Here is a 12,496-nt window from a genome sequence, read left to right as displayed (position 1 = left end):
AAGAGAGCTATGCGTGAATCTATAGAGCCAGCAGATATCGACAGCAGCAGTGCTGACGCTGGTAAGGCATGCAAGCGCCCTTGCCCCGGAGAGCGCCCCTGCAGATTTTGCAAGTACTTGCAGAAATGTTGCAAAACCCTAAAGGGGGGGCGTGCCACTACAGCTGCATTGGCGGCCAAAATTGATGTTTCTGAAGCGGCTTTGTACCGACATTTTGCGAGTAAGGCGCAGATGTTCTGGGGCTTAATTTCGTTTATCGAACAAACGGTTTTTGGATTAATTAATCAAATCAACCAAAAAAAAGAGTCTGGCCTGGCGCAAGCGCGCGGCATTCTCCAAATGCTATTGTTTTTTGCAGAAAAGAATCCTGGCATGACCCGTGTGCTACTGGGCGATGCCTTATTGCAAGAGGATGACCGCTTGCAAGAACGCATTACTCAAGTGCTCGATCGTGTGGAAGTTTCTCTAAAACAGGCTTTGCGTATCGCCCAAACCCAGGGTGGCACTTGGTCTAAGCTGGGTCAAGAAGAGGTTGGTATTCGTGCTGCAATGTTGATGAGCTTTGTGCTGGGTCGCTGGCATCGTTTTGCTCGTAGTGGTTTTAAGAAGTTGCCAACGGATGCTTCCGATGTCAGTCTGCGTTTGCTCTTGTCAGAATGAGCGAGCTACACTTCTCTAGAAACACGATTCATTTTGCCGAGCCTCTGCCTTTACAGAGCGGCGCAATATTATCTGGCTATAACTTAGTAATTGAAACGTACGGCAAATTGAATGCCGATAAGAGCAATGCCGTTTTGGTTTGTCATGCCCTAAATGCGTCACATCATGTCGCTGGCTCAAGCCCAGAAGACCCAGAAGATATTGGCTGGTTGGACAACATGATTGGTCCTGGTAAGCCAGCAGATACCGATCATTTTTTTGTCATCGGCGTTAATAACTTAGGCTCTTGCTTTGGTTCTACTGGCCCCATGAGTATCAACCCTGCCACTGGTAAGCCGTACGGCGCTGATTTTCCGGTTGTGACTGTAGAGGATTGGGTCAATACTCAAGCTCGCCTAGATGACAAGTTAGGCATTCGGAAGTTTGCAGCAGTGATGGGTGGAAGTTTGGGTGGAATGCAGGCAATGGCTTGGGCAATTCAGTTCCCGAAGCGTTTAGAGCATTGTGTAGTGATTGCCTATACTCCTAAATTAAGCGCGCAAAATATTGCGTTCAATGAAGTTGCGCGCAACGCTATTTTGTCTGACCCCGATTTTCATGGCGGTAACTACTACGAGCATGCTGTTGTTCCAAAGCGCGCTTTGCGATTGGCCCGCATGGTTGGGCACATTACCTACTTATCTGATGATGATATGGCAGAGAAGTTTTGGCGTGAATTACAGCGTCCAAATGGAGAGTCAAATGACTACAGTTTTAGCTTTGACGTGGAGTTTGAGGTAGAGAGCTATTTGCGCCATCAAGGTGACAAATTCTCAACGTACTTTGATGCGAATACGTACCTGTTGATCACTCGCGCTCTAGATTATTTTGATCCAGCCCGGCGTTGCGATGGTAGCTTGAACCGTGCCTTAGCTGAGGTACAGGCAAAGTTCTTAGTCGTGAGTTTTTCTGCGGACTGGCGCTTCCCGCCGAATCGAAGCCGTGAGATCGCGCAAGCGCTTTTGAGCAACAAGAGTGAGGTGACCTATGCAGAGATTGATGCGCCTCATGGCCACGATGCTTTTTTATTGGATGACGTTCGATATCACAATTTAGTTAGAGCGTACTTTAAGCAGATGCGTGAGGTTCAGGTATGATGATGAATAAACGCGCTGACTTTGCTGCGATTGCAAATTGGATTGCGCCCAATAGTCAGGTGCTCGATCTTGGTTGTGGTGACGGTAGCTTTTTGGAGTTTTTACAAAAGCAAAAACCAGTCCACGCCTATGGTGTAGAGATTGATGATGCTCGAGCTTTGTCATGCGTTCAAAAAGGTTTGAACGTTATCCAGCAAGACTTAGAAGGCGGTTTAGCATTATTTGAGGTCAATAGTTTTGACACCGTTGTTCTCTCGCAAACCGTGCAAACAATTCATCAGACTGAGAAGATCTTGCGTGAAGTGGTGCGTATTGGCAAAGAGTCCATCGTATCGTTCCCAAATTTTGGCCATTGGTCCCACCGCTTGGCAGTTGCGTTGGGACGCATGCCTGTGTCGAAGAGTCTGCCATATCAGTGGTACAACACGCCGAATGTGCTCGTATTAACAGTGGCAGATTTTGAGAAGCTTGCCTCTCGCCTTGGGCTACAAGAGATTGATCAATGCATATTGCATGATGGTCGACAGGTGGCATTGCTGCCAAATTTATTCGGAAGTTTGGCATTGTTTCGCGTTCGCCGAGCCTAGAAAATCAATACTCCGGTGTTCACTGCAGTTCAATCTTGGCTAAAAGACTTTCGGGTATACCTCGAATGGCCTTGTCTAAGAATGCTCTTTTTAGGGTATTCCGCGGGCTTGCCATTACTTCTCATTTTGGGAACACTCAGTTTTTGGTTGCGTGAGGCCGGTATCGATCGCAGCACGATCGGGTATCTCACATGGGTTGGCTTGATATACGCATTTAAGTGGGTCTGGGCGCCTTTAGTAGATCGCCTGCAAATTCCAGTGCTTACAAAATTATTCGGTCGTAGAAGAAGTTGGCTGATTTTTGCGCAAGCACTCATTATTTTGGGTCTTCTGGGGATGTCGACATTGGATCCCAAAGTTGCACTCAATCCTATGGTTTGGTGCGCACTCTTGGTTGCGTTTGGTTCTGCAACTCAAGATATAGCCCTAGATGCATTCCGAATTGAATCTGCGAATAGCGATCATCAAGCGGCCCTAGCAGCGACTTACCAAACGGGTTATCGATTAGCTTTGATTTGGGCTGGAGCAGGAGTTTTATGGCTTGCTGCAAGGGCGGAGATCGGCAGTGGCTATGATGCCGCTGCATGGCAGTTCGCTTACCTTTGTATGGCCGCCTCCATTGGCGTTGGGGTTTTAACCGCCCTACTTAGTGCCGAGCCCGCAGCGTATGCCCTACCGCAAGCTTGCAATGCCAAAGATTGGCTCTATCAAACTCTAATTGAGCCCTTTGCGGAATTTATCACTCGATATCGTTGGCATGCTGTTTTGATACTGGCGTTGATTGCTATCTATCGCATTAGCGATGTTGTAATGGGAATCATGGCCAATCCGTTCTACGTCGATATGGGTTACACCAAAAATGAGGTGGCTGCAGTAAGCAAAGGATTTGGGGTTGTGATGACTTTGGTCGGCGCATTTGTTGGTGGCGTGCTGACATTGCGTTTTGGGGTCTTGCGCATTTTATTTTTAGGCGCAGTGTTATCCGCCGTGAGCAATGTATTGTTTGCGTGGTTGGCAAACCAAGGCCATGATCTGCAGGGCTTGATTTGGGTAATATCGGCGGATAACTTGAGCTCAGGGATTGCTAGTGCAGCATTTATAGCGTTCCTATCGGCGCTCACAAATATTCGATATTCGGCTACTCAATACGCTCTATTTAGCTCCATGATGTTGTTATTGTCCAAGTGGCTCGCAGGATTTTCGGGTGTATTTGTTGATCACTTTGGGTATCAAGCTTTTTTCTATGGCACAGCTGTTATTGGTGCCCCAGTTCTTTTGTTGATTTGGGTAACAATGCATTTCAAGATTGTTCAGATCAAAAAAGAAGATGAATAATTTCTTTGGGATAGATGTTTAAGTTTCCAGTCGTAATCGATCGTAAGCGGCGCGTGGTCTGAAAATTTTTCGTCTTTATATACAGTAGCTTTTTTTGCGTTAGCAGCGATGCCTGGTGTTGCGATCTGGTAGTCAATGCGCCACCCCACATTTTTTGCATACGCTTGCCCACGATTGCTCCACCACGTATAACAAGACTCACTAGCCTTAGGCTCGAGTTTGCGATAAACGTCTACGTAGCCTACATTGTCAAAAAGATTGGTAAGCCATGCTCGTTCTTTAGACAGAAACCCAGAATTTTTAATATTACCCTTCCAGTTCTTAAGATCGATTTCATGATGAGCGATATTGACGTCGCCGCACAATACGATTTCACGGCCCGATTTTTTGAGGTTGACGAGGTGTGGTAGAAAGCTATCGAGGTAGCGGTATTTGGCCTCTTGGCGCTCTGGCGAGCTTGAGCCTGAGGGCATATAAACAGAAATGATGGAGAGTTCTTTGAAGCGAGCCTCGACATATCGACCTTCAGCATCAAACTCGGGATTGCCATATCCATAGAGGACTTCTTCAGGTTTGTGAGGGGTATAAATACCGCAACCACTGTATCCTTTTTTCTCAGCATCATGGAAAAATCCGTGCATGCCGTTTGGATTCAGAATGGTATCTTCGAGATCGTCGCGTTGCGCCTTAAATTCTTGTAGGCAAATAAAATCAGCTTTTTGCTTGATTGCCCATGGCAAAAAGCCTTTTTTGACTGCGGATCGAATGCCGTTGAGGTTCGCTGAAATGATGCGTAACATGTAGGCCTATGAGCTCAAATACTTCAAATCAAGATAATTTCATTCGCTTTGCTTTAGACGCAAAGGTCTTGTCCTTCGGAGAGTTTAAAACTAAAGCTGGCAGACTTTCGCCCTATCTTTTTAATGTCGGTGGATTTGATGATGGAGCTCGCTTGGGAGCCTTAGGCCGTTATTACGCCAAAGCTTTACAAGAATCTCATCTGAAGTTTGACATGTTGTATGGCCCAGCTTATAAGGGCATTACGCTAGCAGCTGCTACTGCAATTGCACTGGCTGATAACGGTATTAATGTTCCTTATGCCTATAACCGTAAAGAAGCAAAAGATCATGGTGAGGGCGGTGTTTTGGTTGGTGCGCCCGTCAAAGGTAGGGTGGTCATTATTGATGACGTTATTTCTGCAGGCACCTCAGTTAGGGAGTCGGTCGATTTAATACGAAAAGCAGGCGCAGAGCCAGCAGCCGTTTTGATTGCGCTCGACCGGATGGAGCGATCGGGAACCGCAACGGAGATTGGCGAAAAGTCTGCTGTTCAAGCGGTTGAGCAAGAATTTGGTTTGCCGGTAATTTCAATTGCGAATTTAACCGGCTTAATGTCATTTTTAACTGCATCAAGCGATAGTCAACTCAGCAATTACTTGCCAGCCGTAACAGCGTATCTGGATAAGTACGGCATCTAAGAAGTATTTCTTAGATAGTTGTTTTGCCTTCAAAGACAGTAACTGCTGGCCCAGTCATGATGACATTCTGCGCTATGCCATTTACTAGGCCGCCCCAAGCGATTTGAAGGTCACCGCCACGGGTATGCACTCTGACTGGAGAGTCTAATAGGCCTCTGCGTATTCCTGATACAACTGCTGCACAAGCACCAGTTCCACACGCTAGGGTCTCGCCAGCGCCACGCTCGTATACACGCAATTGAATTTCATTGCGATTAACGATTTGCATATAGCCCGCATTGACTCGATTCGGAAATGCGGGATGCTGTTCAATGCTGGGGCCTTCTTCGAGGACGGGCGCGCTAGCAACATCGCTTACCAATTGAACCGCATGTGGATTGCCCATTGAAAGCACTCCGACAAAGCTGTCATGCGTTGCTGGCATATCTAACGACAGGGCATACAGCGTCTCATGAAACTTTTGCATGCTAGCCAACCCGTTTGAATTAAACGGAATATGACTATGCTCAAAAATAGGTGCGCCCATATCCACTTCGATTTGACCATCGGGATGCGATTTGAGAGTGAGGACAGTGTGCGCCACTTCAACGCGCAAAGGATTTTTGTCGGACAAATTTTGATCTATCACAAAGCGCACAAAGCAACGAGAGCCATTTCCACACTGCTCTACTTCACCGCCATCGGCATTAAAAATTCGATACTTGAAGTCAGCATCCGCCCGAGTCGCTTTTTCAACTAGCAAGATTTGATCTGCACCAATGCCAAACTGGCGATGAGCCAAGGTTTGCCATTGTTCCCTTGTAAGGCCGCTTAAATCTTGATCAATTCCGTTGAGTACAATGAAATCATTGCCAGCACCATGCATTTTTGTGAAGCGCAGTTTTCGTATAGTATGGTTTTGATAATTACTCAAAATATCTCTAATCGTAAAGGCTCGGTTTGCCAGGAGGGCGATGTTTAAAGCGTTTATGAACCAATAGTACTCTGCTGGTCTTTGGCGAACAAGCTCTTCGATGTATTGATTTAGTCGGGCAGTATCTTTTTCAACGTCATCGCTCGGAAAGTTTGGTAAGGGCTTTCTGATATTGCAGGTATAACCTTTACGGTCTTGATTCAGAGTAGTGGTCATTAAGCATACCTCTGCTCCGCTGAGCTTTGCCAGTTTTGACACAGATGTGATCGTGTTGGTTTGTATTCCGAAGAGCGGAACGAAGACAGAATCTCGTGGGCCTAAATCAATATCTGGCGCGATAAAGATAAAGTTCCCAGTTTGAATTTCTCGAATGAGGTCGCGCAGCTTGCTTTGCCGTTCAATGGACTTCCCTCCAAAGCGATTGCGCCATTCGATCATTTTTTTTGAAGAAGGGATTTTTCATGCTTTGGTAAAGCCCAGCCCCCTTTGGCCACCCATGTTTGTTGGCCAAAACAGAGAGCGCCATAAACCCACCCTCTAAACCAACAAAATGTGGATTAATGAGAAGACGTGGCTTGAGATCACCAAGCGGAATTTCGGAATCAATTGTCACAATATCCCTGATTTGATTTCCGCTACCAAGCCAAATACGACTTTTTTCCAATACGCTTCGACCAAAAGCTTCCAATGCTCTGTTGCAAGTCGATTAATCTCATCCTCGCTCAAACTAGGAAAGCACAGACGAAGACTTTTTTGACAACCCTAGCTCGACTATTTGGAATATGTGTTGCTAGCCACCTTAAGCCATAGCCTACATAAATGGTTACAGCGTAGGGCAGAAAGGCAAACAGACGCAATAAGCTGAGCCCAAGGAAATTAAAGAAATTTGATAGCAAAGTCATTGCAAAAATAGAGCGCTAATTACTCGGAGGCAATCCTGCGCCCGCAGGATGTTTATAGCGGGTGTAGGACCAAATAAATTGCTCTGAAGCCACTAGTACTGCATTTTCTATGGCGATGTTTAACTCTGTTGCGGCCAAAGTAGCATCTTCCGCAAAAGGCGTAAGACGTGTTGCTTGCATTAACCTAGTGACTTACGCTTTGCGGTAAACATCACTACGGGCGTGTTATTTCGGTTTGCCAGCCTTGCAGGTAAAGGTGTTGTGTAGGCCGGCCTTCCAAAAAAAGAACCCATACTCCTTCTCCACCGCTTGGTACTTGATCAGGAAGAATGCCGATTGCTTCACCGCGCGTTAGTGCTCGAGTCATTTGGCGGACGCCGTTGAGATTGGTCGGCACGAAATGCATGTTGGGATAGGCGCGGCCTTCTTCAACTATTTCATTGAGCCAATTTTGTCGTGAGGGGCGATACAAAATCGTGGCCGGAAAATGCTGCGCAAGAACGCGCGGAATAATTTCAAAGCCTCCTAGATTGGGGGTCAACATGACTAAGCCATGACCTTCATTAATGGCGGATTCGACAATATTCCAGCCTTGAACCTCAACTAAATGAAGCGCCTTTTTAGGATTGCGCCAAATCCAAAGACTATCTGAGAAGAGCATTCCTGAGGCTCGGACTGCCTTCCATAGCTCAAAAGGAAGATTGCGAGACTTAACAACCGCAGCATATTGAGGCTTAAAGAGTGAGCGATATTGCTTTGATCCAATATATGCGAGAAGATCCAAAAAGGCGCCTAATACCTGCACTACCGCTAAGGGAAGCACGGCAACCAAATCTAGACCAAGCTTGAGTAGGAATTTTCTCACCCCCCCGATGATATTCAATCAAGCCATATAGACCAAATTTCAGCGTACCTTGATCGATTCCATGGATTTCAGATAAAATTACAACATCGCTGAGTTAAGACAACTTGCGGGGCGATTCAAAAATTCTGCTAAAGCGTCGCCGTTGTGGTTCCAGGCGCGTCGAGTTGTCCCAAAGATCGTGTTAATTTTTAAGGAATATGCAATGGCAAATGATTACTTCTTTACCTCAGAATCTGTCTCTGAAGGTCACCCCGATAAAGTAGCAGACCAAATTTCAGATTCGATCCTTGATGCCATTCTGGCTCAAGATCCCACCGCTCGTGTAGCAGCGGAGACTTTATGTAATACCGGCTTGGTTGTATTAGCTGGTGAAATTACTACCAATGCAAACGTAGACTACATTCAAGTCGCTCGCAATACTTTGCGCGAAATCGGATATGACAATACCGCCTACGGTATTGATTACAAAGGATGCGCTGTACTAGTGGCATACGATAAGCAAAGCCCCGATATCGCCCAAGGCGTAGACAAAGCGCATGATGATGGCTTAGATCAAGGCGCCGGCGATCAAGGGTTGATGTTTGGTTATGCCTGTGATGAGGCGGCCGAACTCATGCCACTACCAATTCACTTATCACACCGTTTAGTTAATCGCCAATCTCAATTGCGTCGTGATGGACGCTTAACTTGGTTACGCCCAGATGCAAAGTCACAAGTAACTTTGCGTTATGTGGATGGTAAGCCCGATTCGATTGATACCGTGGTTCTGTCTACTCAGCATGACGAAGATATTTCTCTCGAAAAGTTGCGCGAAGCGGTGATCGAAGAAATTATTAAACCAGTATTGCCTAAACATTTAATTAAGGGTGCAATTAATTACTTGGTGAACCCCACTGGCTGCTTTGTTATTGGCGGCCCACAAGGGGATTGTGGTTTAACGGGTCGCAAAATTATTGTTGATACCTACGGCGGTGCAGCCCCTCACGGCGGTGGCGCGTTCTCCGGCAAGGACCCATCAAAGGTTGATCGTTCCGCTGCTTATGCTGGACGTTATGTTGCTAAGAATGTGGTTGCTGCCGGTTTGGCAAGTAAGTGTTTGATTCAGATTTCTTATGCGATTGGTGTTGCGAAGCCAACTTCAGTGATGGTGAGCACGTTTGGCACAGGCAAAATTTCAGATGAGAAGATTGCTCAGTTGGTTTCTGAGCACTTTGACTTGCGTCCAAAGGGTATTGTGAAGATGCTCAATTTGTTGCGCCCCATTTATCGTAAAACTGCGGCCTACGGCCACTTTGGTCGCGAAGAGCCAGAGTTTGCGTGGGAGCAGACTGATAAAGCAGCTGCGCTGCGCGCTGTGGCAGGTCTATAAAGCCTTTGGATGCATAGAAAGGCTGTTTGTTGATGTAGTAAGGCGAAATATGGGTAATTGTTTACAATTACGCCACACCTTCAAGGAGCGTTGCAAGGAGTGTTGAGATCCAACATTTCCCCAGGCTTGAAGGGAGTGAATTCTGAGTTGATTCTCTGATTTGCTAATTGCAACTGCGCTCGCTAACCCATGATTCAACGGCTAGCGAGTTTGTACTCCAGCATTGGATCGTATTTAGCTGGAGCATTCATGAATACTGTTACTGATTTAAAAAACTTTGTAGTAACGCGTTGCGCAATTGCCGACATCACTTTGGCCGACTTTGGTCGCAAAGAAATTGCAATTGCTGAAACTGAAATGCCAGGATTGATCGCTATTCGCGATGAATTTGCTGCGCAACAACCTTTGCGTGGAGCGCGTATCACTGGCTCATTGCACATGACCATTCAAACAGCAGTACTGATCGAGACCCTTGAGGCTCTTGGCGCTGAAGTGCAGTGGGCCTCATGCAATATTTTTTCTACGCAGGATCATGCTGCAGCAGCGATTGCAGCTAATGGCACACCTGTATATGCCATTAAGGGCGAAACCCTTGAGCAGTATTGGGATTTCACTCATCGCATTTTTGAATGGGCGGATGGCGGCTATACCAATATGATTTTGGATGATGGCGGCGATGCTACCTTGTTGTTGCACCTGGGGTGGGGCGCGGAAAAAGATCGGGCTTGCCTCAACCACCCAACTAGCGAAGAGGAGACCATTCTTTTTGCGGCAATCAAGAGAAAGTTGGCTGAAGATCCAACTTGGTACTCCACGCGTTTGGAAAAAGTAAAAGGCGTTACTGAAGAGACAACTACAGGCGTGCATCGTTTGTATCAAATGTTTGCCAAAGGCGAGTTGAAGTTTCCCGCAATTAACGTCAACGACTCTGTGACCAAGAGTAAGTTTGACAACCTTTATGGTTGCCGCGAATCCTTAGTTGACGCTATTAAGCGCGCAACCGATGTGATGGTTGCAGGTAAAGTCGCTGTCGTTTGCGGTTATGGCGATGTGGGTAAAGGCTCTGCGCAAGCTCTGCGCGCCTTATCTGCTCAGGTATGGGTAACTGAAGTCGATCCGATTTGCGCTCTTCAAGCGACAATGGAAGGCTACCGCGTTGTGACGATGGACTACGCTGCCGACAAAGCGGACATCTTTGTTTCAGCAACCGGCAACTACCATGTGATTACGCATGACCATATGGTGAAAATGAAAGACCAAGCGATTGTTTGTAACATTGGTCACTTTGACAACGAAATCGATGTAGCTGGTATTGAAAAATACAAATGGGAAGAGATTAAGCCCCAAGTTGACCATGTTATTTTCCCGGCCGCGAATGGTCAGCCAGAAAAGCGTTTGATTATTTTAGCGAAAGGCCGCTTGGTTAATCTTGGTTGTGGCACTGGCCATCCTTCTTATGTAATGAGCTCTTCATTTGCAAATCAAGTGATTGCACAAATTGAGTTATGGAATGCAGGGGGCACCAATAAATACCCTATAGGTGTTTACAGGCTGCCAAAGCATTTGGATGAGAAGGTTGCACGCTTGCAACTGAAGAAGCTCAATGCTCAGTTAACGGAACTGACTGATCAGCAAGCAGCATATATTGGTGTAACGAAAGAAGGTCCTTACAAGCCAGAACATTATCGCTATTAATCCAATTCACAAAACCCTAGGCTCAACATCATGGAATTAAGCGTCGAGTTCTTTCCTCCCAAAACACCGGAAGGTGAGAATAAGTTGCACTTGGTGCGCGAGCGTTTCAGCGAAACGCTCAAACCCTCGTTCTATTCTGTGACGTTTGGGGCTGGTGGATCCACTCAGTCAGGCACATTAAAGGTTGTTAGCGACATCCACGCTGCTGGTGCAGCGGTCGCGCCGCACTTATCGTGTGTCGGTAGTTCGCGTGAAAGCGTACGTGAGATGCTGAAGCAGTATCGAGCTCTAGGTGTGAAGCGGATTGTTGCCTTGCGCGGTGATTTGCCGTCAGGCATGGGGCAGTATGGCGAGTTTCATCATGCCAATGAGTTAGTGGAATTTATTCGTTCTGAAACAGGCGATTGGTTTCATATTGATGTAGCTGCTTATCCAGAGACTCATCCGCAAGCAAAATCACCCGTAAGCGACGTAGACTTCTTCGTTCAGAAAATGAAGGCTGGTGCCAACTCCGCTGTTACACAGTATTTCTACAACACGGATGCTTATTTTCGTTTTGTGGATGAAGCATATGACTTAGGTGTTACAGAGCCTATTATTGCTGGAATCATGCCGATTACGAATAGCAGCCAGTTGTTGCGATTTTCAGATGCATGCGGCGCTGAGACTCCGCGTTGGATTCGGCTGCGCTTACAGTCTTATGGGGACGATATTGCTTCCATTCGGGCTTTTGGGGAAGAGGTGGTAACAGACTTGTGTGATCAGCTATTGACAGCAGGGGCTCCAGGCTTGCATTTTTACTCTTTGAATCAAGCCGACGCAGTGTTGGCAATTGCCGAAAACTTAGCCTTAACGAAATAACTTAGTGGTGCAAACCTGATTCTGTGAGTAGCTTATCTAGAGGCTCGTCGTGGTTTTGCGCTGTCCATTGATTGCCATTTAATTTTTGCCAACCAAATCCAATCCCAATGCAAATAAGCTTGGGATTTTTTTTGCGTAAAACGGAAAGCGTACGATCAAAATAGCCGCCTCCATAACCAAAGCGCCAATAACGCGATTTTCCGTTTAATTCTGACCTTGACCACCCCACGCAAGGTATCAAGATGCACTCGGGTGAGATTGCGGGTCTATTTGGATTGTTCGGGTCTGGCTCAGGTACGCCATGCTGATTTGGAATGAGGCTGTCTCCCGTTGCCCATCGATAAAAATCGAGCTGCTTATCGGGCCGCGCGAAGGGGAGCGCCAGTTGACGGTCTGCAGACTGATTTGACCATTCTATAAGTGCTGGTCGCAAATCCAGCTCATCTTGGATAGGCCAGTACAAGGCGATTGCTTTTAAATAAGCTCCTTCGTTTTCTAAAAAGGTATTCAGACTGGTAATGATTGCGCCGGAAGCTGGTGCGTAGTTATTCCCCGCAGCAAATTCTTTGCGTTGTTTTAATAATTCTTGGCGAAGTGTTTTTGGTGAATTCCCGTGCATATCGGCCATTATCGGGTGAAAATTAGAAGATATAGTAATTAAGTTGATGCAAAAGAAGTATTGAAGATATTTGTATA

Annotated in this window: 13 protein-coding genes, 1 pseudogene and 1 riboswitch; of the genes and pseudogenes, 8 read left to right on the top strand and 6 right to left on the bottom strand. The window is 46.5% G+C overall.

Features of this window, described 5'->3' with window-relative positions:
- Positions 1 to 9: 9 nt before the first annotated feature.
- From slmA to BQ1619_RS07990, 4 genes are read left to right on the top strand one after another with little or no spacing between them, the layout of a single operon-like run.
- Positions 10 to 660: a nucleoid occlusion factor SlmA gene (gene slmA, locus BQ1619_RS08005; RefSeq protein ID WP_231968602.1), complete on the top strand. Its 651-nt coding sequence runs from the start codon at positions 10 to 12 to the stop codon at positions 658 to 660.
- The gene (gene metX / locus BQ1619_RS08000) at positions 657 to 1,796 is read left to right on the top strand and encodes a homoserine O-succinyltransferase MetX (RefSeq protein ID WP_114663338.1); all 1,140 of its coding nucleotides are present in this window, start codon (positions 657 to 659) and stop codon (positions 1,794 to 1,796) included. Before slmA ends, metX begins: the two co-directional genes overlap by 4 nt.
- Positions 1,793 to 2,383 carry a methionine biosynthesis protein MetW gene (gene metW / locus BQ1619_RS07995; protein WP_114663336.1) on the top strand — a complete coding sequence of 197 codons (591 nt, stop codon included), beginning with the start codon at positions 1,793 to 1,795 and terminating at the stop codon, positions 2,381 to 2,383. Before metX ends, metW begins: the two co-directional genes overlap by 4 nt.
- Before the next feature lie 3 nt (positions 2,384 to 2,386).
- Positions 2,387 to 3,718 carry an AmpG family muropeptide MFS transporter gene (locus BQ1619_RS07990; RefSeq protein WP_415066280.1) on the top strand — a complete coding sequence of 444 codons (1,332 nt, stop codon included), beginning with the start codon at positions 2,387 to 2,389 and terminating at the stop codon, positions 3,716 to 3,718.
- Here BQ1619_RS07990 and BQ1619_RS07985 read toward each other — a convergent pair.
- Entirely contained in the window at positions 3,694 to 4,518 is an 825-nt protein-coding gene (locus BQ1619_RS07985) for an exodeoxyribonuclease III (protein WP_114663332.1), read from the bottom strand. The two genes, BQ1619_RS07990 and BQ1619_RS07985, sit on opposite strands and share 25 nt — an antisense overlap.
- 8 nt (positions 4,519 to 4,526) lie before the next feature.
- Here BQ1619_RS07985 and pyrE point away from each other — a divergent pair, with 8 nt between their 5' ends.
- Entirely contained in the window at positions 4,527 to 5,195 is a 669-nt protein-coding gene (gene pyrE, locus BQ1619_RS07980) for an orotate phosphoribosyltransferase (RefSeq protein WP_114663330.1), read from the top strand.
- 10 nt (positions 5,196 to 5,205) lie between these two features.
- Here pyrE and dapF read toward each other — a convergent pair whose 3' ends face one another.
- The 4 genes and pseudogenes from dapF to BQ1619_RS07965 all read right to left on the bottom strand — a co-directional run bounded on the left by dapF (position 5,206) and on the right by BQ1619_RS07965 (position 7,875).
- The gene (gene dapF, locus BQ1619_RS07975) at positions 5,206 to 6,060 is read right to left on the bottom strand and encodes a diaminopimelate epimerase (protein ID WP_114663328.1); all 855 of its coding nucleotides are present in this window, start codon (positions 6,058 to 6,060) and stop codon (positions 5,206 to 5,208) included.
- Positions 6,061 to 6,219: 159 nt separating this feature from the next.
- Positions 6,220 to 6,546, bottom strand: a pseudogene (locus BQ1619_RS10090) (LpxL/LpxP family acyltransferase); the annotation flags it as partial.
- A 479-nt stretch (positions 6,547 to 7,025) separates the two neighbouring features.
- A complete protein-coding gene (locus BQ1619_RS09345) occupies positions 7,026 to 7,190 on the bottom strand; it encodes a hypothetical protein (RefSeq protein ID WP_197711916.1) in 165 nt (54 codons plus the stop codon).
- A gap of 34 nt (positions 7,191 to 7,224) precedes the next feature.
- Positions 7,225 to 7,875, bottom strand: coding sequence for an LpxL/LpxP family acyltransferase (locus tag BQ1619_RS07965; protein WP_197711915.1), 651 nt, complete (start codon positions 7,873 to 7,875; stop codon positions 7,225 to 7,227).
- Between the two features lie 202 nt (positions 7,876 to 8,077).
- On the opposite strand from BQ1619_RS07965, the gene metK reads away from it, so the two are divergent.
- The 3 genes from metK to metF all read left to right on the top strand — a co-directional run bounded on the left by metK (position 8,078) and on the right by metF (position 11,800).
- Positions 8,078 to 9,244, top strand: coding sequence for a methionine adenosyltransferase (gene metK, locus BQ1619_RS07960; protein WP_114663326.1), 1,167 nt, complete (start codon positions 8,078 to 8,080; stop codon positions 9,242 to 9,244).
- Positions 9,245 to 9,320: 76 nt separating this feature from the next.
- A riboswitch (S-adenosyl-L-homocysteine riboswitch) is annotated at positions 9,321 to 9,432 on the top strand.
- Between the two features lie 61 nt (positions 9,433 to 9,493).
- Positions 9,494 to 10,939 carry an adenosylhomocysteinase gene (ahcY, locus tag BQ1619_RS07955; protein ID WP_114663324.1) on the top strand — a complete coding sequence of 482 codons (1,446 nt, stop codon included), beginning with the start codon at positions 9,494 to 9,496 and terminating at the stop codon, positions 10,937 to 10,939.
- A 30-nt stretch (positions 10,940 to 10,969) separates the two neighbouring features.
- The gene (gene metF, locus BQ1619_RS07950) at positions 10,970 to 11,800 is read left to right on the top strand and encodes a methylenetetrahydrofolate reductase [NAD(P)H] (protein ID WP_114663322.1); all 831 of its coding nucleotides are present in this window, start codon (positions 10,970 to 10,972) and stop codon (positions 11,798 to 11,800) included.
- A 1-nt stretch (position 11,801) separates the two neighbouring features.
- Here the strand turns inward: metF and BQ1619_RS07945 are convergent, their stop codons facing one another.
- Complete coding sequence (locus BQ1619_RS07945; protein ID WP_114663320.1) at positions 11,802 to 12,428, bottom strand: 5-formyltetrahydrofolate cyclo-ligase; 627 nt, start codon at positions 12,426 to 12,428, stop codon at positions 11,802 to 11,804.
- Between the last annotated feature and the right edge of the window lie 68 nt (positions 12,429 to 12,496).

It is taken from the genome of Polynucleobacter necessarius, from assembly GCF_900095195.1.
GTDB classification, from domain to species: domain Bacteria; phylum Pseudomonadota; class Gammaproteobacteria; order Burkholderiales; family Burkholderiaceae; genus Polynucleobacter; species Polynucleobacter necessarius_G.
Note: the sequence above shows the minus strand (reverse complement) of the source record. Positions and strands in the feature narration are given on the sequence as shown.